This is a genomic window from Nitrobacter vulgaris, assembly GCF_031453995.1.
In the GTDB taxonomy this organism is placed as follows: Bacteria; Pseudomonadota; Alphaproteobacteria; order Rhizobiales; family Xanthobacteraceae; genus Nitrobacter; species Nitrobacter vulgaris.
The window spans coordinates 197,686-222,043 of record NZ_JAVDPZ010000002.1; the positions used below are offsets into that span (position 1 = coordinate 197,686).

At 60.5% G+C, this 24,358-nt stretch carries 19 protein-coding genes and 1 pseudogene; 14 read left to right on the top strand and 6 right to left on the bottom strand.

What is annotated here, in order from left to right; all coding sequences use genetic code 11:
- The first annotated feature begins 230 nt into the window (after positions 1 to 230).
- Complete coding sequence (locus GGQ85_RS02025) at positions 231 to 581, top strand: hypothetical protein (protein ID WP_309773152.1); 351 nt, start codon at positions 231 to 233, stop codon at positions 579 to 581.
- Positions 582 to 851: 270 nt separating this feature from the next.
- Here GGQ85_RS02025 and GGQ85_RS02030 read toward each other — a convergent pair whose 3' ends face one another.
- Positions 852 to 1,226 (bottom strand): hypothetical protein, encoded by a 375-nt coding sequence (locus GGQ85_RS02030; protein ID WP_079446608.1) that lies wholly within the window; start codon positions 1,224 to 1,226, stop codon positions 852 to 854.
- 462 nt (positions 1,227 to 1,688) lie between these two features.
- Here GGQ85_RS02030 and GGQ85_RS02035 point away from each other — a divergent pair, with 462 nt between their 5' ends.
- The 4 genes from GGQ85_RS02035 to GGQ85_RS02050 all read left to right on the top strand — a co-directional run bounded on the left by GGQ85_RS02035 (position 1,689) and on the right by GGQ85_RS02050 (position 7,642).
- Positions 1,689 to 3,500 carry a carbamoyltransferase family protein gene (locus GGQ85_RS02035; protein WP_309773154.1) on the top strand — a complete coding sequence of 604 codons (1,812 nt, stop codon included), beginning with the start codon at positions 1,689 to 1,691 and terminating at the stop codon, positions 3,498 to 3,500.
- 125 nt (positions 3,501 to 3,625) lie between these two features.
- Positions 3,626 to 3,931, top strand: coding sequence for an ETC complex I subunit (locus GGQ85_RS02040; protein ID WP_309773156.1), 306 nt, complete (start codon positions 3,626 to 3,628; stop codon positions 3,929 to 3,931).
- A 103-nt stretch (positions 3,932 to 4,034) separates the two neighbouring features.
- Entirely contained in the window at positions 4,035 to 5,639 is a 1,605-nt protein-coding gene (locus tag GGQ85_RS02045) for a carboxyl transferase domain-containing protein (protein WP_309773158.1), read from the top strand.
- Positions 5,640 to 5,641: 2 nt separating this feature from the next.
- Positions 5,642 to 7,642, top strand: a complete 2,001-nt coding sequence (locus tag GGQ85_RS02050) for an acetyl/propionyl/methylcrotonyl-CoA carboxylase subunit alpha (RefSeq protein WP_309773159.1) — start codon at positions 5,642 to 5,644, stop codon at positions 7,640 to 7,642.
- Between the two features lie 158 nt (positions 7,643 to 7,800).
- Here GGQ85_RS02050 and GGQ85_RS02055 read toward each other — a convergent pair whose 3' ends face one another.
- The gene (locus tag GGQ85_RS02055; RefSeq protein ID WP_309773161.1) at positions 7,801 to 8,148 is read right to left on the bottom strand and encodes a DUF6481 family protein; all 348 of its coding nucleotides are present in this window, start codon (positions 8,146 to 8,148) and stop codon (positions 7,801 to 7,803) included.
- A gap of 280 nt (positions 8,149 to 8,428) precedes the next feature.
- Between GGQ85_RS02055 and ndk the strand changes: the two genes are divergently transcribed.
- Together ndk and GGQ85_RS02065 are read left to right on the top strand one after the other, a co-directional pair.
- On the top strand, positions 8,429 to 8,851 hold the full coding sequence (gene ndk / locus GGQ85_RS02060; protein WP_079446602.1) for a nucleoside-diphosphate kinase: 423 nt from the start codon (positions 8,429 to 8,431) through the stop codon (positions 8,849 to 8,851).
- Positions 8,852 to 8,889: 38 nt separating this feature from the next.
- Complete coding sequence (locus GGQ85_RS02065; RefSeq protein WP_079446601.1) at positions 8,890 to 9,717, top strand: YjbE family putative metal transport protein; 828 nt, start codon at positions 8,890 to 8,892, stop codon at positions 9,715 to 9,717.
- Between the two features lie 132 nt (positions 9,718 to 9,849).
- Here GGQ85_RS02065 and purN read toward each other — a convergent pair whose 3' ends face one another.
- Together purN and purM are read right to left on the bottom strand one after the other, a co-directional pair.
- Positions 9,850 to 10,503, bottom strand: a complete 654-nt coding sequence (purN, locus tag GGQ85_RS02070; protein WP_309773164.1) for a phosphoribosylglycinamide formyltransferase — start codon at positions 10,501 to 10,503, stop codon at positions 9,850 to 9,852.
- 23 nt (positions 10,504 to 10,526) lie between these two features.
- Positions 10,527 to 11,600: a phosphoribosylformylglycinamidine cyclo-ligase gene (gene purM, locus GGQ85_RS02075; protein WP_309773166.1), complete on the bottom strand. Its 1,074-nt coding sequence runs from the start codon at positions 11,598 to 11,600 to the stop codon at positions 10,527 to 10,529.
- A gap of 170 nt (positions 11,601 to 11,770) precedes the next feature.
- Between purM and GGQ85_RS02080 the strand changes: the two genes are divergently transcribed.
- From GGQ85_RS02080 to GGQ85_RS02100, 5 genes are all read left to right on the top strand, one after another.
- Positions 11,771 to 12,313, top strand: a complete 543-nt coding sequence (locus GGQ85_RS02080) for a CDP-alcohol phosphatidyltransferase family protein (protein WP_309773167.1) — start codon at positions 11,771 to 11,773, stop codon at positions 12,311 to 12,313.
- Between the two features lie 64 nt (positions 12,314 to 12,377).
- Entirely contained in the window at positions 12,378 to 13,058 is a 681-nt protein-coding gene (locus GGQ85_RS02085; protein ID WP_079446598.1) for a P-loop NTPase family protein, read from the top strand.
- 150 nt (positions 13,059 to 13,208) lie between these two features.
- Positions 13,209 to 15,410: an RNA degradosome polyphosphate kinase gene (locus tag GGQ85_RS02090; RefSeq protein ID WP_309773171.1), complete on the top strand. Its 2,202-nt coding sequence runs from the start codon at positions 13,209 to 13,211 to the stop codon at positions 15,408 to 15,410.
- A gap of 7 nt (positions 15,411 to 15,417) precedes the next feature.
- Positions 15,418 to 16,929, top strand: a complete 1,512-nt coding sequence (gene ppx, locus GGQ85_RS02095) for an exopolyphosphatase (protein WP_079446596.1) — start codon at positions 15,418 to 15,420, stop codon at positions 16,927 to 16,929.
- 96 nt (positions 16,930 to 17,025) lie between these two features.
- Complete coding sequence (locus GGQ85_RS02100; RefSeq protein ID WP_309773173.1) at positions 17,026 to 18,336, top strand: hemolysin family protein; 1,311 nt, start codon at positions 17,026 to 17,028, stop codon at positions 18,334 to 18,336.
- Between the two features lie 40 nt (positions 18,337 to 18,376).
- On the opposite strand, the gene rnd is transcribed toward GGQ85_RS02100, so the two are convergent.
- Positions 18,377 to 19,525 carry a ribonuclease D gene (gene rnd / locus GGQ85_RS02105; protein WP_309773175.1) on the bottom strand — a complete coding sequence of 383 codons (1,149 nt, stop codon included), beginning with the start codon at positions 19,523 to 19,525 and terminating at the stop codon, positions 18,377 to 18,379.
- A gap of 387 nt (positions 19,526 to 19,912) precedes the next feature.
- Here rnd and aspS point away from each other — a divergent pair, with 387 nt between their 5' ends.
- Both aspS and GGQ85_RS02115 read left to right on the top strand, forming a co-directional pair.
- The gene (gene aspS, locus GGQ85_RS02110; RefSeq protein ID WP_309773177.1) at positions 19,913 to 21,748 is read left to right on the top strand and encodes an aspartate--tRNA ligase; all 1,836 of its coding nucleotides are present in this window, start codon (positions 19,913 to 19,915) and stop codon (positions 21,746 to 21,748) included.
- Positions 21,749 to 21,937: 189 nt separating this feature from the next.
- Complete coding sequence (locus GGQ85_RS02115) at positions 21,938 to 24,220, top strand: NADP-dependent malic enzyme (RefSeq protein ID WP_079446614.1); 2,283 nt, start codon at positions 21,938 to 21,940, stop codon at positions 24,218 to 24,220.
- Between the two features lie 15 nt (positions 24,221 to 24,235).
- On the opposite strand, the pseudogene GGQ85_RS02120 reads toward GGQ85_RS02115, so the two are convergent.
- Positions 24,236 to 24,358, bottom strand: a pseudogene (locus GGQ85_RS02120) (IS5/IS1182 family transposase); the annotation flags it as partial.

Genomic DNA, 24,358 nt, shown 5'->3' on the forward strand with positions numbered 1-24,358 from the left:
GACGGCGTCGCGAATGAGGATCGCTTTCCGTTCGTCACCGGACCATGGATAGAGTAGAGTTGCCCCGACCATCAATCGGTATCTCAGAGCAATTTCGATCGACGAAACCTCCCAGAAGGACCAGATGGGAGGTGGGAAAGCCGAGACATGATAAGGGCTGTCGATTGGAGACGATCGATCCGGATCAGCGAGGTTGATGGGACGTTCACGATGGTGGGAAGGACGAAACAATGAGCAGTTGGGTGCTAGGTGCTCGGAAGCCGCTCGAAGGCAACGGCATCGAGATCGACCTTGCGATTGATGGTGGTGATCCGCTCACGTTGGATGCGGTCGAAGCTGAGATCCTGGAAACTGGGTTGGGCAAAACACTCGCGGGCATTGATAACGCGTCCGGCCGAATTTCATGCGTGAACGCAGCCACCCAAATCATCGTTGCAATCGATAAGATCACGGTTGCATCGCTGAGATATGAAAAGGCGGAGCTACTTCGCAACCACCTAAAAGAACTTCTGGCAGGCAGAGGCACTGAATTTACCGATTCAGGCGCCGTCGAAGATCCGCTAGGTACTCCCGTTCCTTGATAAGGGAGATCGAACCAGACCTAGTTCGCGAAGGTGTTGAACGAACCACCGGTGCGTGCGGATACCGGTTCGCGTGAAGAAAACGCGTCAGATTAAGATCTGAGAGCTTCGCCTCTGAATTTTCCATCAGAAGCGGAAAAGCTCCAAGGCGGCATGGATCGCATTCATGCGTCAGACACAGGCGACGCATATTTTGTCTTGAAAGCATCCGCATTCAAAAAAAGGGGCACGCCAACCGGCGCACCCCCGTTGATACTTGCCGAGCGACGATCAGTATGGGCAGATCGTGCGGCCCCAGCGCGGGCTAAAGTAGCACCCGCCATAGCCCATACCAGCGCCGTAGCCTAAGCCGTAGCCCAAGCCGCCGTAGCCCCAGCCGCGACCGCGACCCCAGCCGCCGCCACGACCCCAGCCACCGCCGCGACCCCATCCGCCGCCGCGACCACGGCCGCCGCCGCGACCCCAGCCGCCGCCACGGCCGCCGCCGCCGCGACCACCACCGCGCGCTTCCGCCGAAGTAGTCGATCCGGCGACCAGAACCGAGGACACGCCAGCAACGCTGATAAAATACACGCCAACCATCGCCGCTGCCGCCAGGACGCGAGTGATGATGCTACGTTGCGCGCTCGAACTTTTTTGAATCATCAAGTGAATCTCCAACTCTGTTTGGCACCGTCGTGAAGCAGACCTCGTATTCGGAACAACCATTGTCGCGAATATAAGGCAATCAGTTTGCCTTGGTTTGGTGCATGATAAAATAACATTTCCAACGAACTTGAGCGTTGCCGCTAATCGAGACCAGGGTCGGCTTCCGCTCAGTCAAGGGTCGGCAGCTAACGTGTTAAGGTTCACGCAACGATGGCGAAAAAGACGCGATACTCACGATATAACAATCGATGGTTGTATATAACAACTTTTAGTTGCGTGTATTTTAATCCAAGTTTTCTGGTCGAGCCGTCGTGAACTTCCTGTGCCGCAGAAGCGACGCAAAAGGGCAGGCATAACGTGGCTCCCTTGATGGCGTCATTTAGCCGCATCACCCAGGTTGGGCTTCGCGAATACGAGGCGGCGCCCGAATCCTCCCTCGAGATTGCTCCGCAGAGGCTCATGTCAAAAAAGCACACCTATGTTCTCGGTCTCAACACCTATGATCACGACGTGAGCGCCTGCCTGCTTCGAGACGGCGCCGTTGCTTTCGCTATCGCCAAGGAACGGATCACGCGCGAAAAGCACGCCAGCGGATTCTTCAAGGAGGTCATTGACTACTGTCTCGGAGCCGAAGGCATCGCCATCGGCGACATCGATCTGGTGGTCCGCAATTGCTACATCCTTCCCGTTCCGGAAATGGAGGAGCGGCTGATCTATCAGGACATGCCGGGATTCCTTCTCCCCGAAGAGCGGCTGGACGCGCACGACCATCCGTATTTCCGCTCGCGTTCTGACAAGGTGGTGTCAATCTCACACCATCTGGCGCACGCCTATAGCGCCTTTGCGGCCTGCCCGTTCGATGAGGGCGCAATCATGATCGTCGACGGCGTCGGCAGCTATCGATCGGACGTGACCGAGCCCTATCCGGAAAGTGACACCGCATCGCCGCTCGCGCGCGAGTCGGAGAGCTACTACCAGTTCAGCGGCAAGTCGCTCGAATGCCTGAAGAAGGTTTGGATGGAGCCGGACCGCGGCTTTTTCAGCGACGAATTCTACAACATGCCAGGGCTCGGCGCGCTCTACAGCCGCGCTTCCACTTATGTATTCGGCGACTGGAATAAATGCGGCGAGCTGATGGGGCTCGCACCGTACGGACGCCGCGAGCAGATCAAGTCGCTGATGGACATCACCGACAATCGTCTCACGGTCCCGCGCTGGTCGGCCGAATTTAACCAGCCCTACATCGCTGAAGGTGGCGGAAAATGGGACAGCAGCCCCTCCATGCGGCATTGGGAGGATATGGCATGGCGGGTTCAGGACGACACAGAAAAGGTGCTGCTTGCCCGCGCCAATTGGCTTCGGGAAACCACGGGCGCGAAAAACCTCTGCATCGCCGGCGGCGTGGCGCTGAACTGCGTGGCCAACGGACGCGTCGCGCGGGAAGCCGGATTCGAAAACGTCTGGATTCAGCCAGCGGCGGGTGACGACGGCATCGCCATCGGCTGCGCTCTCTACGGTTGGCTCGAAGTGCAGAAGCAGCAGCGCGGCTTCGTGATGGAGCACGCCTATGTCGGTCGCGGTTATTCGGACGCCGAGGTCGAGGCCGCAACCCAGCGTTCGATCGTCAAGGTCCAGACGGCGGCGGTGAAAAGCTCAAATGTCTACGCCGAAACCGCGAAGCTTCTGGCGGATCAGAAGGTCATCGGCTGGTTTCAGGGGCGTTCCGAGTTCGGCCCGCGCGCGCTCGGCAATCGCAGCCTGATCGCCGATCCGCGCAAGGCCGATATGAAGGATATCCTCAACAGCCGGGTCAAGCACCGCCAGCCGTTCCGCCCTTTCGCGCCCATCGTGTTGGCCGAGCGCATGACCGATGTCTTCGAGGGCGACGAGGATTCACCGTTCATGCTGATCGCCAAGGCGGTTCGGCCGGAATGGCGCGACCGGATTCCGGCGGTGGTTCACGTCGACGGCACGGCGAGAGTGCAGACCGTGCGCGAGAGCACGAACCCCGCACTCTATCGGCTGCTGAAGGAATTCGAGGAGCTGACCGGCGTTCCCGTGCTGATCAACACATCATTCAACGTCAAGGGCGAGCCGATCGTAGAGACGCCGCGCGATGCCATGCGCTGCTTCCTGACCACGGGCATCGATCATCTGGTGTTACATGACACGGTGGTTTCCAAGACAGGCTTGCACCGGATCGTGGGACCGCTCGTCGGCGTCTACACCGACGTGGGCACCGTCGTCATGTCGAACCTCAGGCGAGCCTAAGGGGCCGCGGCGCCATTGCGCTGCGAGAACACCAGATTGTCAGGCCGCGACATAACGATTATATCCGATGGTGTCCGCCGGCTTTTCTGCCGGATCGGCCCGCTAGCAGCAGGTTATAGTGATCCATGACGGCACGTATCTTTAAGCCCGCCAAGAATGCGATGCAGTCGGGCGCTGCCAGAACGAAGGAATGGCAACTGGACTACGAGCCCGAGCAGGCAAGGGTGATCGAACCTCTGATGGGTTGGACCAGTTCCGGCGACATGAAGCAGCAGATCACGCTTCGCTTCGAGACCAAGGAGGATGCGATCGCCTATTGCGAGCGCGAAGGCATCCCCTATCAAGTGATAGAACCAAAGGTGAAGCCGGAGCGAAAAGCCGCCTACGCGGACAATTTTGCGTTTCGCCGCATCGAACCCTGGACCCATTAAGCGGGAGGATGGGCCGAACCAAGGCTGACCTTACCGGGAAGGGCCGGGCACCCTGGCCGGATTAAGGCGCGCGCTTCACGCCTGCCAAGCATTCTGGACTGTCATGGCGCTCCCTTCCGGTGTCGATCCAACGTCGTCAGATTTCGCGCGCAACGTCGAGGCGATGAAAACTCTGGTCCACGAATTGCGCGACAAGCTCGCGAGCGTCGTGGGCGGAGGCGGCGAGACAGCGCGAGCCCGCCACACCTCGCGCGGCAAAATGCTGGCCCGCGACCGTGTCGACCTGCTGCTCGATCCCGGCACCGCGTTTCTTGAGCTATCGCCGCTGGCAGCTAACGGCATGTACGGCGGCGACGTGCATTCCGCGAGCATTATCACCGGCGTCGGGCGCGTCTCGGGCCGCGAGTGCGTGATCGTCGCCAACGATGCGACCATCAAGGGCGGCACCTACTATCCGGTGACTGTGAAGAAGCATCTGCGGGCGCAAGAGATCGCGCGGCAGAACAATCTGCCCTGCATCTACATGGTGGATTCCGGCGGCGCTTTCCTGCCGCAGCAGGACGAAATTTTTCCGGACGAGCGTCACTTCGGCCGCATCTTCTACAATCAGGCCAACATGTCGGCGACAGGCATCCCGCAGATCGCAATCGTGATGGGATCATGCACCGCGGGCGGCGCCTATGTGCCTGCGATGTCGGACGAGAGCATCATCGTCCGCAATCAGGGCACGATCTTTCTAGGCGGTCCGCCGCTTGTGAAGGCGGCCACGGGCGAGGTCGTTACCGCTGAAGAGCTGGGCGGTGCCGACGTGCATTCGCGCCAATCCGGCGTCACCGATCATTATGCGCAAAACGACGCCCATGCGATCGGGATTGCGCGCCGTATCGTTTCCACCCTGAAGCCGCCGAAACACGCTGCGCTTAACATGCATGAACCGCGCGAGCCGCTGTTCGCACGGGAGGAAATCTACGGCGTGGTGCCGGCGGACGGTCGAAAGCCGTTCGATGTGCGCGACATCATCGCCCGCATCGTTGACGGTTCGGAGTTTGATGAATTTAAGAAACTTTACGGCCAGACGCTGGTGTGCGGCTTCGCCCATATCTGGGGATATCCGGTCGGCATCGTCGCCAACAACGGCATCCTGTTCAGCGAAAGCTCGCTGAAGGGAACACATTTCATCGAGCTGTGCTGCCAGCGCGGCATTCCGCTGGTATTCCTGCAAAACATTACGGGCTTCATGGTCGGTAAGAAATACGAAGCGGGCGGCATCGCGCGCGACGGGGCCAAGCTTGTCACGGCGGTTGCGACCGCGGGCGTGCCGAAGTTCACGGTGGTGATCGGCGGCTCCTACGGCGCCGGCAATTACGGCATGTGCGGCCGCGCTTTCTCGCCCCGATTTTTGTGGATGTGGCCGAACGCGCGCATCTCGGTGATGGGCGGCGAACAGGCCGCGATGGTTCTCAGTACGCTGCGCCGGGAGAATATCGAAGCCAAAGGCGGCACCTGGTCTGCGGAGGAGGAGCGCGAATTCCAGGCACCGATCCGCGCGCAATACGAGAACCAGGGCAATCCTTATTACGCCACCGCGCGGCTATGGGATGACGGGGTGATCGATCCTGCCGATACGCGCCTCGTGCTGGGACTCGGATTGTCGGCGGCCGCGAACGCGCCGATCGAGCCAACGACGTTTGGACTGTTCAGGATGTGATCATGGCGAAGCGTCCGCATTATCGCCGTTTCAGCACGCTCCTGATCGCCAATCGCGGTGAGATTGCGTGCCGCGTAATCCGTTCCGCCCGAGCCATGGGTCTGCGCACCGTTGCCGTCTATTCGGAGGCGGATCGCGACGCGATGCATGTTGGCATGGCCGACGATGCCGTGTTGCTTGGACCCGCACCCGCCCGCGACAGCTATCTCAACATCGAGAAAGTGATCGACGCGGCCCGCAAGTCCGGCGCGGAAGGCGTCCATCCGGGCTACGGGTTTTTGTCAGAGAATGCCGGTTTCGCGCAAGCCTGCGCCGATGCCGGCCTCGTGTTCGTCGGACCGACGGCGGCGATGATGACCGCAATGGGGACGAAGTCGGACGCCAAGGCGCTGATGCAAAAGGCAGGCGTGCCGCTGGTGCCAGGCTATCACGGCGAGGCGCAGGACGAAGCCACGCTGCAGGGCGCTGCGGACCGGATCGGCTATCCGGTTCTGGTGAAGGCGTCCGCTGGCGGCGGTGGCCGCGGTATGCGGATCGTGCGTTCGGCTGCGGAACTGACCCCGGCTATCGTCAGCGCCAGGCGGGAGGCCAAGGCGGCATTCGGTGACGACCGGATGCTAATCGAGAAATACGTTGAGAGCCCTCGGCATATCGAGGTGCAGGTGATCGGCGACAGCCATGGCAATCTGGCGTCTTTGTTCGAGCGTGAATGCACCTTACAGCGCAGGCACCAGAAGGTGATCGAGGAAGCGCCGTCGCCGACACTCGACGCCGCGCAGCGCGACAAGGTATGCGAAGCCGCGCGCAAGGCCGCCGCCGCGGTGAGCTATGTCGGCGCGGGCACCGTCGAGTTCGTATCTGACGGCAAGGACGTGTTCTTCATCGAAATGAACACCCGCCTACAAGTTGAGCATCCCGTGACCGAACTCATCACCGGAATCGATCTCGTGGAATGGCAGCTTCGGGTCGCGTTCGGCGAAAAACTGCCGCTGACGCAGGACCAGATCAGACTGAACGGCCACGCCATCGAAGCGCGAGTCTACGCCGAGAATCCAAATAAGAGCTTCATGCCATCTGTCGGCCGAATCAAGACGTGGCGCGCGCCCCCGGAGGTGGATGGCTTGCGCATCGATGCCGGCTACCGTGCAGGCGATGCGGTTCCGCCGAATTACGATGCCATGCTCGCCAAAATAATCGCGTGGGCACCAACCCGCGAAGCCGCGATCTGCCGGCTCAACCGCGGCATCGAAGAAACCGATGTCCGCGGCGTCGTCACCAACATTCCGTTTCTATCCGCGCTGGTCACGCATGCGGACGTGCGCGCCAACGCGGTCGACACGGGGTTTATCGAGCGTCATCTTCAAGACCTGACCCAGCCTTCAGCGGCACCGGGCGAGACCGAACTCGCGGCATCCGTCGCCGCTGTCCTACTGGCGGAAAGCAAGATGTCTCCAACGGACCAGGCATCGCCCTGGCGAACGGCGGGCTGGATGGTGGTCGGCCGACGTCGGCGGCGGTTCGTATTCCGTCAGGGTCAGGCCGAGCACGAGGTCACGTTTGTCTATGGCAATGGCCCGTACGAAATCCGGCTAGGAAAAAAGAATCTTGCATTCGCGTTTGCTGCGGACGACCGAGAAGGCATGATCCTCGCGCTCGATGGAATACGAAGCCATGTTGTCTTCGTCGTCGACGGACGCGAACTCTACTTGCGGACACGCAATGGGCGGTTCGAGTTGCACTGGGTCGATCCCTTTGGCGAAGACGATGAGGAGCAGACCGGCGAAGATCGCATCGTCGCACCGCTTCCGGGCACAGTGGTCGCGCTGCTCGCGGAAGAGGGGGCGCTGTTGGAGAAGGGTGCACCCATCCTCACGCTGGAAGTCATGAAGATGGAGCAGACCTTGCGCGCGCCCTACGCCGGTAAGTTGAAGGAGCTTAAATGCAAGGTCGGCGATATCGTGCAGGAAGGCACCGAACTCGCCGACATCGAGCCTGCGGCTTAGTCTGTCTCACGACCCGGAATTTCCGTCCCCGTGACTTTTCCGTCAGGGTCTATTCTCAGGTAGAGACCAGACACGTCATCAGGCCGATTCGTCTCCGGCAGTTTGCCGCCGGCCGGTATACGGCAATGGTCCGGGACCAACGTCCGCTAAAGTGCTGGCTACTTCTTCCGCCCCTTTCTGGCGGCATAGCGGGCATCGCGCGCCGCCTTGCGCTCGGCCTCAAGCGCCGCGGCGGCGGCGGCGGCTTCTTCTTTCTCCCGGGCGAGTTGCGCGGCGGCGACCGCAGCGGCCTCTGCCTCGCGGGCTTTTTGCGCGGCCTTCTCGACTTCGCGGGCTTGCCGCGCCTTCTCGCGGGCAGCCGCCTGGGCCTCGCGCTCGGCCTGTCTTTGCTTTACGGCGGGATCGTCGGGACCGGGCTTGGCGCGAAACTTGTCGAGAATATTTTTCCGGGCCTCCAGCGCCGCCTTTTGGCGGTCCACGAAGCCGGGTTCCTTGAATCCACTCATCTATCGAAAGCCTGTTCGTTCATCGCAATAGCAGGGTGTGCGGGGGTTTATAGCAGCTTCGCCATCGCATGCGTTGTGAAAAACGCCTGCGCGCTTTGTTATCCATTATTGTCGCTTATTTTCACGAAAATCGCGTGATTTTCAGTGCGCGCAATCCCCGACGCGGGTTGTTTTGCCGCATTACCAGTCCTCCGGCGGCCTGCCGAGCGCGCTTGCCGTGAATGATGCACGCCGATATAAGCGCCGCAATTCCCACGACCGCTGAATCAAGGACGATATCATGGCGATTGAACGCACCTTTTCGATTCTCAAGCCGGACGCGACTGCGCGAAACCTGACCGGCGCGATCAACGCCCTGATAGAAAAGGCTGGACTGCGCGTTGTGGCCCAAAAGCGCATCCGCATGACCCGTGAGCAGGCCGAGACGTTTTACGCCGTGCACAAGACGCGTCCCTTCTTCGGAGAACTCGTCGACTTCATGATTTCCGGGCCAGTGGTCGTGCAAGTGCTCGAGGGCGACAATGCGGTCCTCAGGCATCGCGAGATCATGGGTGCAACCGACCCGTCCAAGGCGGCCGATGGCACCATCCGCAAGCTCCATGCGAAATCGGTCGGTGAAAACTCCGTTCATGGATCGGACGCCGCCGAGACAGCCGCGATCGAGATTGCCCAGTTCTTCTCCGGCAACGAGATAGTCGGCTAGGCCAGATCTGGCGGCGCTCGATCGAAGGGAAGCTGACGTTGGATTCGCTTCTGCACGTCTTCGATCTAACGACGATCGCATCGGCCTTCGAGCAGTTTCGAAACGATGTAGATGATCCGGCATTCTGGCTCGCCGTCGGCAAGATCATTTGGATCGATGTTGTCCTGTCCGGCGACAACGCGCTGGTGATCGCGCTTGCCTGTCGCGGGCTGCCTCCCCAACTGCGTTTTTGGGGAGTGGTGCTTGGCGCCGGCGCTGCGGTCGGCCTTCGCATCATCTTCGCCGGGATCATCACGACCTTGATGGGGTTGCCCTACCTCAAGTTGGCAGGAGGGCTCGCGCTGCTGGTGATTGCCGCCAAATTGCTGGTGCCGGAAAAAGAGAGCGAAGAGGGAATCCCGGCGACCAGCCATCTCTGGGCTGCCGTTCGGGTGGTGGTGGTCGCCGACTTCGTCATGAGTCTCGACAATGTGATTGCGATCGCGGCGGCGGCGAATGGCAGCGTGCCGCTGCTGATCATCGGGCTGGCAGTCAGCGTGCCTCTGATCGTGACGGGCGCCGCGCTGATTATGATGCTTTTGACGCATTTGCCCTTTCTGGTCTGGGCCGGATCGGCGTTGCTGGGCTGGATCGCGGGCGAGGTCATCGCAACCGATCCGGCGGTTGCGCCACAGCTGCATCAATTCTTCGACACGGGCGCGGGTACCTTTCTGGATACAGTCCTGGGGTGGTTCGGCATCGCACCGCAATTTGCCTCCGGCGGACCCGGAGGCGAGGTATTGTGTGGCGTCCTAGGGGTTATGATCGTGCTGATCGCCGGGGCGATCTGGCGCAATCGCACGTGGGCCGCCGATAAGCGCTTCTAAAGCGTGGATAGATTTGGTGGCGACACGTGGGCCGGTCTCCGGCGTAGTTGGGCGCGATCCCGCGGTCGGCTCGGAAATGTGCTCCCCGGTCGCGAGGGGCGTGTTGGACTCGTTTGATCCGACAGAACTTGGTCAGATCACCAACGGCGAGATCAAGCTATCGTCCAGACTGGCCTTTGCCGACGTATTACAAATATCGCCATCCAGTCGCGTGCCACCACCCGCGACCAGCCGCAGCGCATCCGGGTAGATACGATGCTCGATCTCCAGCACGCGTGCGGCCAGTATCTCAGCTGTATCGTCGTCGCGGACGGTCACCGCGCCCTGCATGATGATGGGGCCGGCATCTGTTTCCGCAACAACGAAATGAACCGTGGCGCCAGAGATCTTCACGCCTGCGCGCAGGGCCTGACCGTGGGGGTCGAGTCCTCGGAATGATGGAAGCAGCGAGGGATGGATGTTGAGCATTCGCCCATGCCAACGTTGGACGAACTCAGCAGTGAACAGCCGCATGAAACCGCCGAGGCAGATGAATTCGATGCGCTTGTCGTCCAGAGCGGATTGCAGTTTGGCCTCGAACGCCACGCGATCCTTGCCAAATGGCTTGCTTTCAATGACGAGGGTCTCGATGCCGGCTGCTCCAGCTCTGGCGAGGCCCGCCGCGTCGGCCTTATTGGAAATGACGACCGCGATTTCAGCCGGAAAGTTCGCGGCTTTCGCGGCTTCCACCAGCGCCATCATGTTCGATCCGCGTCCGGAAATCAGGATGGCGACACGGCGTTTCATGCTCTCATTCCCTGCGGGGCGTTCTACATCGCGAGATCGAGGTGGCCCTCGTAAATGACACGGCCTTCATCGCCCGCGACGATCACGTCACCGAGCAACGAAACGCGTTCACCGGCCTGCGCCAACACGTCCACGACTTGCTGAACCGCATCACGGCGCACGATCGCGATCATTCCGATACCGCAATTGAAGGTTCGAAGCATTTCGCGTTCGGATATGCTGCCCTGATGCGCCAGCCATTTGAACACCGGAAGTACCGTCAACCTGGCGAGATCGATCCGCACACCGAGTCCTTCGGGCAATACGCGAGGGATGTTGTCGGTGAAGCCGCCTCCGGTGATGTGGGCAAGCCCTTTCACCGCGCCGGTTTCGCGGATCGCGCGCAGGCAGGATTTGACGTAAAGCCGGGTAGGGGTTAGCAGCGCGCCTCCCAAGGTCGTAACCGGGGCAAAAGGCGCTGGAGCGGCGAGGGCGGTTCCCGAAACTTCGACAATCTTGCGGACCAGCGAATAGCCATTGGAATGCACGCCGGACGACGCAAGTCCGATCACCGCATCTCCGGCAGCGATATCGCGGGTTGGCAACAGGGCGCCGCGTTCCGCCGCGCCGACTGCGAAGCCGGCAAGATCATAGTCACCCTCCTTGTAGAGGCCCGGCATTTCAGCCGTTTCGCCGCCGATCAGAGCGCAACCCGCCTCCCGGCACCCTTCCGCGATCCCGGCCACGATCGCCGCGGCCGTTTCGGGATCAAGCTTGCCGCAGGCAAAATAATCAAGGAAGAACAACGGCTCCGCACCTTGCACGACGAGATCGTTGACGGACATGGCGACGAGATCGATGCCGATGGTGTCGTGAATACCGGTTTCGATTGCGATCTTGACCTTGGTTCCAACCCCGTCGTTGGCCGCGACCAAAATCGGGTCCGTAAATCCCGCGGCCTTGAGATCAAACAGCCCGCCGAACCCACCGATCTCAGCATCCGCGCCGGCGCGAGCGGTCGCGCGAACCATCGGCTTGATGAGGTCAACCAGCCGGTTGCCGGCGTCGATATCGACACCTGCCCCGGCATAGGTAAGGCCATCGTTCTTGTCGGTCATGCAGCAGCGCTCGAAGACATTTTCCGGCTGGTTACGTCGGATTGCGGACTTGCGCAATGGCTCGCACGGGCTGTCCGCATATACTATGTAGACAAGGGCCGATCCCTGCGGCAAAGCCTTGTCTCCCGAAGGTTTTGTGCGGAAACCATCCGGAGCCTGGGAAACGTCGCGTGAGTATTCCAAATATCATTACGCTCGGCCGCATTCTGCTCGTGCCAGTCCTTATCTGGGCTATCGCCTCCAATCAGATGGAAATCGCGTTTGCCATCTTTGTGGTTGCCGGCGTCAGCGATGCGGTGGACGGGTTTTTAGCCAAGCGCTTCAATATGGCAAGTGAACTGGGCGCGCTTCTGGATCCACTGGCCGACAAGGCGCTGCTGGTCTCGATCTTCGTGACGCTCGGCATCCTGGGGGCCGTTCCCATTTGGCTCGTTATCCTGGTGGTCTCGCGCGACATCATGATCGTCGGGGCCGTGATCGTGTCGTGGCTGTTCAACAAGCCGGTGCCCATGAAGCCGCTGCTGGTTTCGAAGCTCAATACGGGGGCGCAGGTCGGGTTCGCGGCGTTGGTGCTGGCGGCGCTGGGATTTGGATTTGATTCCTCGCCCTATGATACCCTTCTGATGGTCGCCATTGCGGTCTTGACCCTGGTTTCCGTCTCTTTCTATCTCGTTGAGTGGGTGCGTCACATGAGCACCATCGATCCGAAATGAGATGGCACGGTGCGCGCAAGTTGGTGCTGGTGGTCCGGTGTAGAGTTTGTAGTGGAGTAGATGCGTGGCAGACCGCTCCCCCTCCCGTCAGCTCGCATTCGCGCTGCCGCACGCTGAAAGCTTTTCGCGGGACGACTTTCTGGAAGGTCACGCGAACGCGGCGGCGCTATCGCTGATTGAGAGCTGGCCGGAGTGGCCGAACAGGATCATGTTGCTGGCCGGGCCCGAAGGTTGCGGCAAAAGCCATCTCGCGACGATCTGGGCGGAGCAGGCGGGCGCGCGCTCCATAAGCGCGCGAAGCCTGACTGCGGCGACAGTACCAGCTGCTTTGGCGACAGGGGCGCTCGTCGTAGAGGACATTAATCCGCAAGCCTTCGACGAGCTTGCAATGTTTCACCTGATAAATCTCGCCCGTGAAGAGGCCGCGTTCGTGCTGATCACGGCGCGAGTCACTCCGGCCGCGATGGAGATCAGGTTGCGTGATCTCCGTTCGCGACTCCGCGCGGTGCCGGTCGTGACGTTGATGCCGCCTGACGATCAGCTATTCCGGGCGCTGATCGTGAAGTTCTCCGCGGACCGCCAAATGAACATCGACGAAGCGGTCGTCAATTATATCGCAACCCGGACCGAACGATCATTTGCTGCCGCTCGCCTCGCCGTCGAACAACTCGATACCGAATCGTTACGGCTTGGCAGACCTGTGACTCGCGCGCTCGCCGCCGAACTGCTGCGCAATCAGGACTGAAGCCATACGGCTCCGCATCCCTCCGGCTCACCCTTGACGTCACGACCTTCCGTAACATCAAATGTCATGGAAAGGTCATTGAGCTGGCCCATGGTTTGCAGCTGCGCCGCCGTGCCCGCACGACCAACGAGATACGGAACCGTCATATCAATGGATTCAGTTCAAACTATTGCTACCGAAGAAAAAAGGCGGGAGCCGCAACTGGACTCCGCAATCCGCACCAGCCCGGAACGGTTCATCAATCGGGAGCTGTCCTGGCTGCATTTCAATCGTCGCGTACTTGAAGAATCCGTCAATCCCGGCCACCCCGCGCTCGAACGCGTCCGCTTCCTGTCGATTTCCGCCAATAACCTTGACGAGTTCTTCATGGTTCGCGTTGCCGGTATCAAGGCGCAGGTCCGGGAAGGGATTACCGAGCGCAGCCCGGACGGGCTGCCGCCGTCGGAGCAACTTGTTCTCATCAACGAGACGGTCTCAAGGCTCGCGAGCGATCAACAGGCGATCTGGCAAGATCTCCGTAATGTGCTAACCGAAGTCGGGATCGTCCTGATCGATGGCAAGGACGTCACCAAAGCCGAGCGTAGCTGGATTGCGGATCACTTCCTGCACAATATTTTCCCCTTGCTGACGCCGCTCGCTATCGATCCGGCCCACCCCTTTCCATTCATTCCAAGTCTCGGCTTCACCATCGCGCTACAGCTCGCGCGCACCTCTGACGGTAAGCCGATGAATGCGTTGATCCGTATGCCGGGCAAGATCGACCGGTTTCTGAGGCTACCGCCGGCCAGCAAGGACGACCCCGTCAGATTGATCACGCTTGAAGGCGCCACCAGCCTGTTCATCAACCGACTGTTTCCAGGTTACACCGTCAAGGGACAGGGCGCGTTTCGCATCATCCGGGATTCCGAACTGGAGATCGAGGAGGAGGCGGAGGATCTGGTTCGCCTGTTCGAGACCGCATTGAAACGCCGCCGCCGCGGCTCCGTCATCCGGCTCGAGATCGAAGCCGCAATGCCGGCTGAGCTACGGGCATTCGTTCAGCGAGCGTTATCGGCGGCCGACGACGAAGTATTGTTGGTGGATGGCGTCCTGGCCATGAACGAGCTGTCGCAACTCACACGGCTCGATCGGTCAGACCTTGAATTCGTGCCGTACGTCCCGCGCCACCCGGAACGGGTGCGCGATCACGGCGGCGACGTGTTCGCTGCAATCCGGCAGAAAGACCTGATTGTTCATCATCCATATGAATCGTTTGACGTCGTCGTGCAGTTCTTGCAGCAGGCTGCGCGCGACCCTGACGTGGTCGCGATCAAGCAGACGCTCTACCGCACCTCCAACAACTCGCCGATCGTGCGGGCGCTGGTGGAGGCCGCGGAGGCTGGCAAGTCGGTCACGGCGCTCATTGAACTCAAAGCGCGTTTTGACGAAGAGGCCAACATCCGATGGGCGCGCGATCTCGAGCGCGCCGGCGCCCAAGTGGTTTACGGCTTCCTTGAGCTGAAGACGCACGCCAAGCTGTCGCTGGTTGTGCGCCGGGAAGGCGGCAGCCTCGCGACTTACGTCCACACCGGCACCGGCAACTATCACCCCGTGACCGCGCGCATTTACACCGACCTGTCTTATTTTACTTCGGATCCGATTATCGGCCGTGATGCGGCGCGCGTATTCAATTACATCACGGGCTACGCCGAGCCGAGCGATATCGAAAAAATGGCCGTATCGCCTCTGACATTGCGAAACCGGATTCTCGATCATATTCGAGGCGAAACCACGTTTGCCCGTAACGGCAAACCGGCCGCGATCTGGATGAAGATGAACGCGCTGGTCGATCCCGATATCATCGACGCCCTGTATGAAGCATCCCTGGCCGGCGTTTCTGTCGAGTTGATCGTGCGCGGCATATGCTGCCTTCGACCCGGAGTTTCCGGATTGTCGGAAAACATTCGCGTCAAATCAATCATCGGCAGGTTTCTTGAACACGGACGAATTTACTGCTTTGGGATGGGGCAACCGATGCCCGGCCCAAAGGCTGCTGTGTATATCTCGTCTGCGGACATGATGCCGCGCAACCTCGACCGCCGCGTCGAAGTACTATGCCCCTTGCAAAATGCGACGGTGCATCAGCAGGTTCTCGAGCAGATCATGGTCGCGAACCTGAAGGATACCGAACAGAGTTGGCAGTTGTTGCCGGATGGATCATCAACGCGTATGAAGGCCGCGAAGGGTGAGGAGCCCTTCAACCTGCATAACTATTTCATGACGAATCCGAGTCTGTCCGGCCGTGGAAAGTCGCTCAAGGAATCTTCGCCGCGCCGCCTCACGCGTCGCGCAGAGCGGCAGTCACCCGCATAGGAGGCCTGTGCGAGAATATCCGCGCCCAAGCAAGCCAGGCTCCAGCGTCGCTGTTATCGATATCGGCTCCAATTCCGTACGTCTCGTCGTCTATGAAGCGTTGCAGCGGAGCCTCGTTTCGATTTTCAACGAGAAAGCATCGTGCGGGCTCGGGCGCGAGGTGCAATCCACCGGGTTGCTCGCGCAGGATCCGATCAACAAGGCGCTGACCTCGCTGCGGCGTTTTCACGCCCTGTGCAGGGTCATGAAGGTCGGTCGCGTCTACGCCATCGCAACCGCCGCTTGCCGCGATGCCACGAATGGTCCTGATTTCATAGCCAAGGCTGAACGCATCTGCCGTGTGCCGATCGAAATCCTGTCGGGATCGCGGGAGGCTTATTTCGCAGCGCTGGGCGTGGTTTCCAGCGTCCACAAACCGAACGGGATCGTGGGGGATCTCGGTGGCGGTTCGTTGGAATTGACCGACGTGCGCGGTCATCGCATCGGTCGTGGAATAACGCTTCCGCTGGGCAGTCTCGCATTGCAGGATGCGTCGAAGAAATCGTTGAAGCGCGCAGACCGAATCGTAAAAGCCGCGCTTGCCGGCGCGGTGCCGCTAAAGACCGGACAGGGCCGTACCTTTTACGCGATCGGCGGGACGTGGCGAGCGTTAGCTCGCATTCACATCATCCAGAGCGGTTATCCACTTCGCGTCATGCACGGCTATTCCATTCCCGCAGCAGACGCGCTCGATTTCGTCCGGCGGCTGCGTCGTCTAGCGGCTTCCCAGACGCTGGCAGATATCGAGGCCGTTGCCGAGGCGCGCCAGCCGCTGCTGACTTATGCCGCTCTCGTCCTGGAACATATCATCCGGATTGCGAAGCCAAAAACCATCGTGTTCTCGACCTATGGTGTCCGCGAAGGTCTGCTTTATTCGATGCTGCCAGCCGCCGACCGCTCGCGGGATGGATTAATCTGCGCCGCGCAGTCGCTGAACGGCTTGCTCTCACGTTCCGCACGCCATGCCGAGGAACTGATCCAATGGACTGATCGACTGTTCCAGATTGCGAAACTTCATGAGACCGAAGACGATCGCCGGCTGCGTCACGCCGCTTGCCTGCTTTCCGATATCGGCTGGCGCATACATCCGGACTACCGCAGCGAGCAGACGCTCGATTCGATCATGCACGGCAATTTTGGCAGCATCGACCATCAAGGACGAGCGTTCGTCGCGCTGTCGGTATATTATCGCTATGCCGGGTTAAATGAGGTGAACGAACCATCCCCGGTGATATGCGAATTGGTAACTCCGCCTATGGATGAGAGAGCGCGCATTCTGGGCGCAGCCTTTCGCGTCGCGCATATGATTTCGGCGGCTCGGCCAGGTGTGTTGTCCGCCACCCATTTTAAAAGCAGCGGCCGCAAGCTGACGCTTGTGTTCGAGCACCGGCTGATCGATCTGGTCGCGGATCGTGTGGGCGGCCGGTTCAAACAGCTGGCGCGCCTTGTTGGCCGCTCGGGCTCGATCGTCCTCCGCTAGCCCGTTCGTGGGACACCGTCTGCGGCGTTTTCTCTGCGCATCGGCCATCCGCCTCGTAATACTATCGTGCTGGAACACTCATAAGGAGATGTCGCTGTGGGTGATGGCAATTCAGCCAGTCTAGCCGGAGTTCTCTCAGTCATCATTCTTGTCGTGGCGAATGGCTTTTTCGTCGCATCCGAATTTTCGCTGGTGGCCATGCGTCGCAGCCGCGTCGCGCAGCTGGTTGCTGCAGGACGTGTAAACGCCCGTGCGTTACAGAAGGCGGTCGAACACCTGGATTATAATCTCGCAGCATGCCAGCTCGGGATTACGCTGTCATCATTGGCCCTCGGTTGGATCGGGGAGCCCGCGTTGGCACACCTGATCGAGCCGCTGTTGATACTGCCATTCGGCACCGGAGCCGAAATCGGCGCTCACGCCATCGCTATTATCGTCGCCTTCGCGATCATTACGATTTTGCATATCGTGCTTGGCGAGCTCGCTCCCAAAAGCCTGGCCTTGCAGCGAACCGAGACCACTGCGTTGATTATCGTGCGTCCGCTCTCCCTGTTCGGGTTTTTGTTGAAGCCGGCAATCGTGTCATTGAACGGGCTCGGCAACGGTGTTTTGCGCTTGTTCGGCCTCAGCGCAGCCAGCGAAAAGGAATCGCTTCATTCGCCTGACGAGATCAGACTTCTCGTTGCAGAGACTGAACGAGCTGGCTTGCTTGCTCGAACCCAGCGGGAAGTCGTCGAGCGGGTCATCAGTCTCACGAGTCGCGATGTGAGCGACATCATGACGCCGCGGACGAGTGTGGTTTGGGCGGACGCAAATGACAACCGGGACGAAATTCTCAATGTGGTCCGTGACTGCCCCCATGAGCACGTCGTGATCGGGCAGGGGAGCATCGACGAGATCGTCGGCGTGCTGCGAAAACAGGACTTGCTCGATCAGGCGCTTGAAGGCGCTGAAGTTGATCCGCTCGTGGTTCTGCAACAACCACTAGTATTCGCGGAGTTCACGCCGATCCTGCAGGCTATCGAGCGTTTCAAGGCGCAACCCGTTCGCGTTGGCATTGTCGTTGATGAGTACGGCACATTGCAGGGAATTATTACTCGCACCGATCTTCTGGAGTCCATTGCGGGAGAATTGCCGGACGCCGGCGAGGAGGCGGACATACAGGAAGGCGACAACGGCCAGCTTATCATCAATGGAAAAATGCCGATTGACGAAGCGATGATGCACTTGAACATCGCTCGCAAGCCCGATGGAGACTTTCATACCGTGGCAGGCTGCGCGATTGAGCTGCTAGGTCGAATACCAGCTATCGGTGACGAGTTTACCTGGGAGGGATGGTTGTTCCGGATCATGGAAATGGACGGTCCGCGGATCAGCAAACTGGTAGCCCGGAGGTCGGTCCCGTGATGTGCGTTCTGAACTTGTCGTGCGAAACTCGAGGTGCGCTCTAAGTTCGCTCCACAAGCAACACCCGGCCCTTTTCGATCGCCAGAGCCAGCCTGCCGTGCTTTAGCGCGAGGGCGGTCTCGCCGAACAGTTCGCGCCGCCAGCCGTGCAGCGCACCGACATCGGCCTCGTCATCGGCTGCGATCCGTTCCAGGTCGTCCACGGTCGCGATCACCTTGCTCGCAACGGCATGGCGCTCGGACGTCATGCGCAGGAGAACCTTGAGAAGCTCCACCGTAGCAGCGCCGTTCGAATTGTTGCGCGGTTTCTCGATCTTCGGCAGCGCGTGCGGGTCTCGTGCGAGCCCGCGCTGGACGGCCGCGACGATAGCGACGCCCCACTGGGATTTTTCAAAACCTTTTGGCAGCGAGCGCAGCGTCGCCAGCCGCTCCGGGCTGGCGGGAGCGTGGGTCGCGATATCACCGACGGCGTCGTCTTTCAGCACCCGCGACCGCGGAATGTTCCGACTCTGGGCTTCCTGTTCGCGCCATGCTGCCACTTCCATCAAAATGGCGAGGTCCTTCGGCTTGCGAACGCGGGTCTTCAATCGCTCCCATGCACGTTCGGGGTGGAAGTCATAGGTTTTTGGCGAAGTCAAAACCTCCATCTCCTCGCTGACCCAATCACTGCGGCCACGCTTCTTGAGATCGGCATCGAGAGCGGCAAAGACGTCGCGGAGATGGGTGACGTCCGCTACAGCGTATTCGAGTTGTTCCGCCGTCAGGGGCCGGCGCGACCAGTCGGTGAATCGATGGGTCTTGTCCGGACGATGCCCCGTGACGCGTTCGACCAGCGCGTCATAGGCGATGGAATCGCCGTATCCGAGCACCATGGCAGCTACCTGTGTGTCGAAGACGGGATGGGGAATGATGCCGGCCTGGTGCCAGATAATTTCGATGTCCTGCCGTGCGGCGTGGAAGACCTTCAGGACGCTTTCGTTCGACATCAACGTGAAAAAAGGCTTCAGGTCGATTCCCGTTGCTAGAGTGTCGATCGCAACGGCCTCGTCGGAGCTCGCCAGCTGAATAACGCAGAGCAGGGGATAATAGGTGGTCTCGCGGAGGAATTCCGTATCGACGGTGATAACCGGGTACTTGGCGAAGCGAGCGCAGACGGAGGTCAGTTCCGCAGTGGTCGTAATCAGGTCCATGAACGCTCCATAGCCCGTCTCTTTGCCCTTGTCGCCCCGCTTTCCGCGCGCACTGCGTTTGGTTTTGCAGACTTCTGCGGTCAAAAAATGCTTTTAGTAAAGTGAATTTGACATTCGCAAGCCACTTGAACGTGCGCCCTGACGCGAACGTCAAACTCAAAAACTCCCCTAACATCTTATGTTTGCTAACGGTCTTTCGATTCTAACGTTCGCAAGAAGCCGCGTCCAAAAAAGGGGGGCGAATGTTAGAATCGGACCACTAGCCGCTCTTTCAGGTTCCGCCATCCGGTTGCCGCGCTCCTTCCGCTCGGGTAAACCCCTGACGCTCAACCGTTCGGCCCGGTCCGGCCTCCGATTCCGCCTCTGAAGCATTCCTGCAGGATTTCCATGCATCGCTATCGGTCCCATACCTGCGGCGCGCTCCGCGACAGCCACATCGACCAGACGGTCCGCCTGTCCGGCTGGTGCCATCGCATTCGCGACCACGGCGGGGTGCTGTTCATCGACCTGCGCGATCATTACGGGCTGACCCAGTGCGTAGCCGATCCGGACTCGCCGGCTTTCGCCGACGCTGAAAAGCTACGCTCCGAATGGGTGGTCCGGATCGACGGCAAGGCGCGCCGCCGTCCGGCAGGCACCGAAAATCCGGAACTGCCGACCGGTAGCGTTGAAATCTATATTACGGAAATCGAGGTGCTCGGCCCTGCCGCCGAATTGCCGCTGCCGGTATTCGGCGAGCAGGAATACCCCGAAGACATAAGGCTTAAGTACCGTTTTCTCGACCTTCGTCGCGAGAAGCTGCATCAGAACATCATGACCCGCGGCGCCATCGTCGATTCGATGCGCAGGCGCATGAAGGAACAGGGTTTCTTCGAGTTCCAGACCCCGATCCTGACGGCCTCCTCGCCGGAAGGCGCACGCGACTTCCTGGTGCCGAGCCGCATTCATCCTGGCAAGTTCTACGCGCTGCCGCAGGCGCCGCAGCAGTACAAGCAGCTTTTGATGATGTCCGGCTTCGACCGCTACTTCCAGATCGCGCCGTGCTTCCGAGACGAAGACCCGCGCGCCGACCGCCTGCCGGGCGAGTTCTACCAGCTCGATCTTGAAATGAGCTTCATCGAGCAAGACGATGTTTTTGCTGCGGTTGAGCCGGTTGTCACCGGCGTGTTCGAGGAATTCGCCAAGGGCAAGCCGGTAACAAAGAACTGGCCGCGGATTCCGTTTGCTGAAAGCCTACGCAAGTACGGCACCGACAAGCCCGATCTGCGCAATCCGCTGGAAATGCAGGACGTATCCGAGCATTTCCGCGGCTCGGGCTTCAAGGTGTTCGCTCGGATGCTGGAGGATTCGAAGAACCAGGTCTGGGCGATTCCGGGGCCGGGCGGCGGCAGCCGGGCGTTCTGCGACCGCATGAATTCGTGGGCGCAGGGCGAGGGTCAGCCGGGCCTCGGCTACATCATGTGGCGCGAGGCAACCGGAAATCTCGGCGAAGGCAAGTTGGACGACAGTTTGGTTTTAAGCGCGGGATCACCGGAAATCGTGGGCGCAGGTCCGCTCGCCAACAATATCGGTCCTGAGCGCACCGAGGCGATCCGCGCCCAGCTCGGCCTCAAGGCTGGCGATGCGGCCTTCTTCGTTGCTGGCGATCCGGCAAAATTCTGGAAGTTCGCAGGGCTCGCGCGCACCAAACTCGGCGAGGAACTGAACTTGATCGACAAGGACAGGTTCGAGCTGGCCTGGATCGTCGACTTCCCGATGTATGAGTACAACGAAGAAGATAAAAAGGTCGACTTCTCGCACAATCCATTCTCGATGCCGCAGGGCGGGCTCGACGCGCTCAACACCCAGGACCCGCTGACGATCAAGGCGTTCCAGTACGACATCGCCTGCAACGGCTACGAGATCGCCTCCGGCGGCATTCGTAATCACAGGCCGGAAGCGATGGTGAAGGCGTTCGAGATCGCCGGTTATGGTGAGACCGAGGTCGTCGAGCGCTTCGGCGGCATGTACCGCGCGTTTCAATATGGCGCACCGCCGCATGGCGGCATGGCGGCCGGCGTCGACCGCATCGTCATGCTGCTCTGCGGCACCACCAACCTGCGCGAAATCTCCCTGTTTCCGATGAACCAGCAGGCCGAGGATCTGCTGATGAGCGCGCCATCAGACGTCGCTCCGAAGCAGTTGCGCGAGCTTCATATCCGGCTCAATCTGCCAAAAGACTAGCGGTTCGATTCTAGCTTCGGCATCTCTTTTCCGCAGGCATCTCTGCGAGAGTAGCATCGAGCAATCGCAGGCAAATTGCTGACGAAGCTTGGATTTTGACATTCGTGTTTGGGACTGGCAGCCGGTAGCGCGCTATTGTCAGATCCGCTCCGCCAACCGGCCGACCGAAGCTTCCGGGGAGCGTTTACCGTGTCGTATTCAGAAGATCTCCGCTCCGCCGCGCTGTCGTTCCACCGCAACCCGCGTCCCGGCAAGCTCGAAATTCAGCCAACAAAACCGCTCGCCAACCAGCGCGACCTCGCGCTTGCCTATTCACCGGGCGTTGCGGCAGCCTGCGAGGAGATCGTCGCCGATCCCGCGGAAGCCGCAACGCTGACCGGCCGGGCCAATCTGGTCGCCGTGGTATCGAACGGCACAGCCGTGCTCGGTCTTGGTAATATTGGGCCGCTCGCCTCCAAGCCCGTCATGGAAGGCAAGGCGGTCCTGTTCAAGAAGTTTGCCGGCATCGACGTGTTCGATATCGAGATCGCTGCCGATACCATCGAGCGCGTGGTGGAGACGGTCGCGGCGCTGGAGCCGACCTTCGGCGGAATCAACCTTGAGGACATCAAGGGGCCCGAGTGCTTCGAAATCGAGGAGCGGCTGAAGGCCCGGATGAAGATTCCGGTCTTTCATGACGACCAGCACGGCACCGCGATCATCGTCGCTGCCGCCATCACCAACGCGCTGTTGCTGAATGGCAAGGCGCTCGAAGAGGTCAAGATCGTCGCGTCAGGCGCGGGGGCGGCCGCTATCGCCTGTCTCAATCTGCTGGTGTCGATGGGCGCGCAGCGCAAAAACATCTGGGTTTGCGATATCGACGGCGTTGTTTACGACGGCCGCAATACCCGAATGGACAAGTGGAAAGCGGTTTATTCGCAGAAGACCGACAAGCGCAAGCTGGCGGAAGCGATTGCGGGCGCGGATGTGTTTCTGGGCGTCTCGGCCGGCGGCGTGTTGACGCCGGAGATGGTCGCGCAGATGGCGGATAAGCCGCTGGTGCTGGCGCTCGCCAATCCTGTTCCGGAAATCATGCCGGACGAGGCGCGCAAGGCGCGGCCGGATGCCATGATCTGCACTGGACGTTCCGACTTTCCTAATCAGGTGAACAACGTCCTGTGTTTTCCCTTTATCTTCCGTGGCGCTCTCGACGTCGGCGCCACCGCGATCAACGAGGATATGAAGCTGGCCGCTGTCGATGCCATCGCCCGGCTAGCCCGCGAACCGCCGTCCGACGCCGCTATCCGATTTGACAGCGAAACTCATGGTTTCGGACCGGGCTCTTTGATTCCCAGTCCATTCGACCCCCGCCTGATCCTGCGCATCGCGCCCGCCGTCGCGAGGGCCGCCATGGCTTCGGGAGTTGCGACGCGGCCGATCACGAATTTCGACGAGTACCACGCGCGGCTTGAACGCTTTGCCTTCCGGTCCGGCCTCGTCATGAAACCAGTATTTGCGAAGGCAAAGAAGCAGCCGTTTCGGGTGATCTACGCCGAGGGAGAGGATCTGCGTGTGCTGCGAGCCACTCAAGAGGTGCTTGAGGAGCAACTGGCCCGCCCGATCCTGGTCGGTCGCCCGTCCGTGGTGGAGACGCGCCTCAGGCGTCTCGGTCTCGCGATCAAGGCGGGCAGGGATTTCGATCTGATCAACCCCGAGGACGATCCCCGCTACCGAGCATATGTGCAGTCCTACATCGATGTCGCCGGCCGGCACGGCGCGACGCCGGACGTCGCACGGACGACGATCCGCACCAATGCGACCGTAATAGCGGCGCTCGCGGTGGTGCGAGGCGAAGCCGATGCGATGCTGTGCGGCGTTGAAGGCAGCTATATGCGGCACCTCCGGCACATTCGGGAGATCATCGGGTATCTGCCCGGGGCGAGCGACTTCGCCGCGCTATCGCTGATGATCACCGGCAAGGGCGCCTATTTCATCGCGGATACGCAGGTGCGCCCAAACCCGTCCGCTGACGAACTCGCGGACATCGCATCCCAGGCTGCCGTCCATGTGCAGCGCTTCAACATCACGCCGAAGATCGCTTTCGTGTCGCATTCCGATTTCGGCAGCTACGATACGGAATCCTCGCGCAAGGCGCGTCGAGCGACCGAACTGTTCATCGCCCGTCATCCCGATATCGAGGCTGACGGTGAAATGCAGGGCGATACCGCCTTGTCGGAGTCCGCACGACAACTGATCTTGCCGCATTCTCGGTTAACCGGCGTCGCCAACGTTCTAATTCTGCCCAACCTCGATGCAGCGAACGCCGCCTATCAGATGATCAAGGTGCTCGGCAGCGGCCTGCTTGTCGGGCCCATCCTGATCGGTCCCGCGCATCCCGCCCACATTTTGACGCCGTCAGTGACGGCGCGCGGGATCCTCAACATGACGGCCATTGCGGTGGTCGAGGCGCAGGAGCGCGCGATCCGCTCTTAGAGCCTGTTTGGAAAATCAGGGATGAGCGTTTCTGCGGATGAGGACACCGGCCATGGCGACATGGATCATGGCGGTTGAGACATCGATGCGACGTTCGTAATCGCGCACGAGCCTGCGCCAGCGGATCATCCAGCCGAA

What these genes read in the sequence shown, in the direction of transcription:
- GGQ85_RS02050 (WP_309773159.1), top strand. Translation starts at nt 5,642, where the DNA reads ATGGCGAAGCGTCCGCATTATCGCCGTTTCAGCACGCTCCTGATCGCC.
- rnd (WP_309773175.1), bottom strand. Translation starts at nt 19,525, where the DNA reads ATGGACCTGATTACGACCACTGCGGAACTGACCTCCGTCTGCGCTCGC.
- GGQ85_RS02030 (WP_079446608.1), bottom strand. Translation starts at nt 1,226, where the DNA reads ATGATTCAAAAAAGTTCGAGCGCGCAACGTAGCATCATCACTCGCGTC.
- GGQ85_RS02025 (WP_309773152.1), top strand. Translation starts at nt 231, where the DNA reads ATGAGCAGTTGGGTGCTAGGTGCTCGGAAGCCGCTCGAAGGCAACGGC.
- purN (WP_309773164.1), bottom strand. Translation starts at nt 10,503, where the DNA reads ATGAAACGCCGTGTCGCCATCCTGATTTCCGGACGCGGATCGAACATG.
- GGQ85_RS02090 (WP_309773171.1), top strand. Translation starts at nt 13,209, where the DNA reads ATGGATTCAGTTCAAACTATTGCTACCGAAGAAAAAAGGCGGGAGCCG.
- GGQ85_RS02055 (WP_309773161.1), bottom strand. Translation starts at nt 8,148, where the DNA reads ATGAGTGGATTCAAGGAACCCGGCTTCGTGGACCGCCAAAAGGCGGCG.
- purM (WP_309773166.1), bottom strand. Translation starts at nt 11,600, where the DNA reads ATGACCGACAAGAACGATGGCCTTACCTATGCCGGGGCAGGTGTCGAT.
- GGQ85_RS02035 (WP_309773154.1), top strand. Translation starts at nt 1,689, where the DNA reads ATGTCAAAAAAGCACACCTATGTTCTCGGTCTCAACACCTATGATCAC.
- aspS (WP_309773177.1), top strand. Translation starts at nt 19,913, where the DNA reads ATGCATCGCTATCGGTCCCATACCTGCGGCGCGCTCCGCGACAGCCAC.
- ndk (WP_079446602.1), top strand. Translation starts at nt 8,429, where the DNA reads ATGGCGATTGAACGCACCTTTTCGATTCTCAAGCCGGACGCGACTGCG.
- GGQ85_RS02040 (WP_309773156.1), top strand. Translation starts at nt 3,626, where the DNA reads ATGACGGCACGTATCTTTAAGCCCGCCAAGAATGCGATGCAGTCGGGC.
- GGQ85_RS02045 (WP_309773158.1), top strand. Translation starts at nt 4,035, where the DNA reads ATGGCGCTCCCTTCCGGTGTCGATCCAACGTCGTCAGATTTCGCGCGC.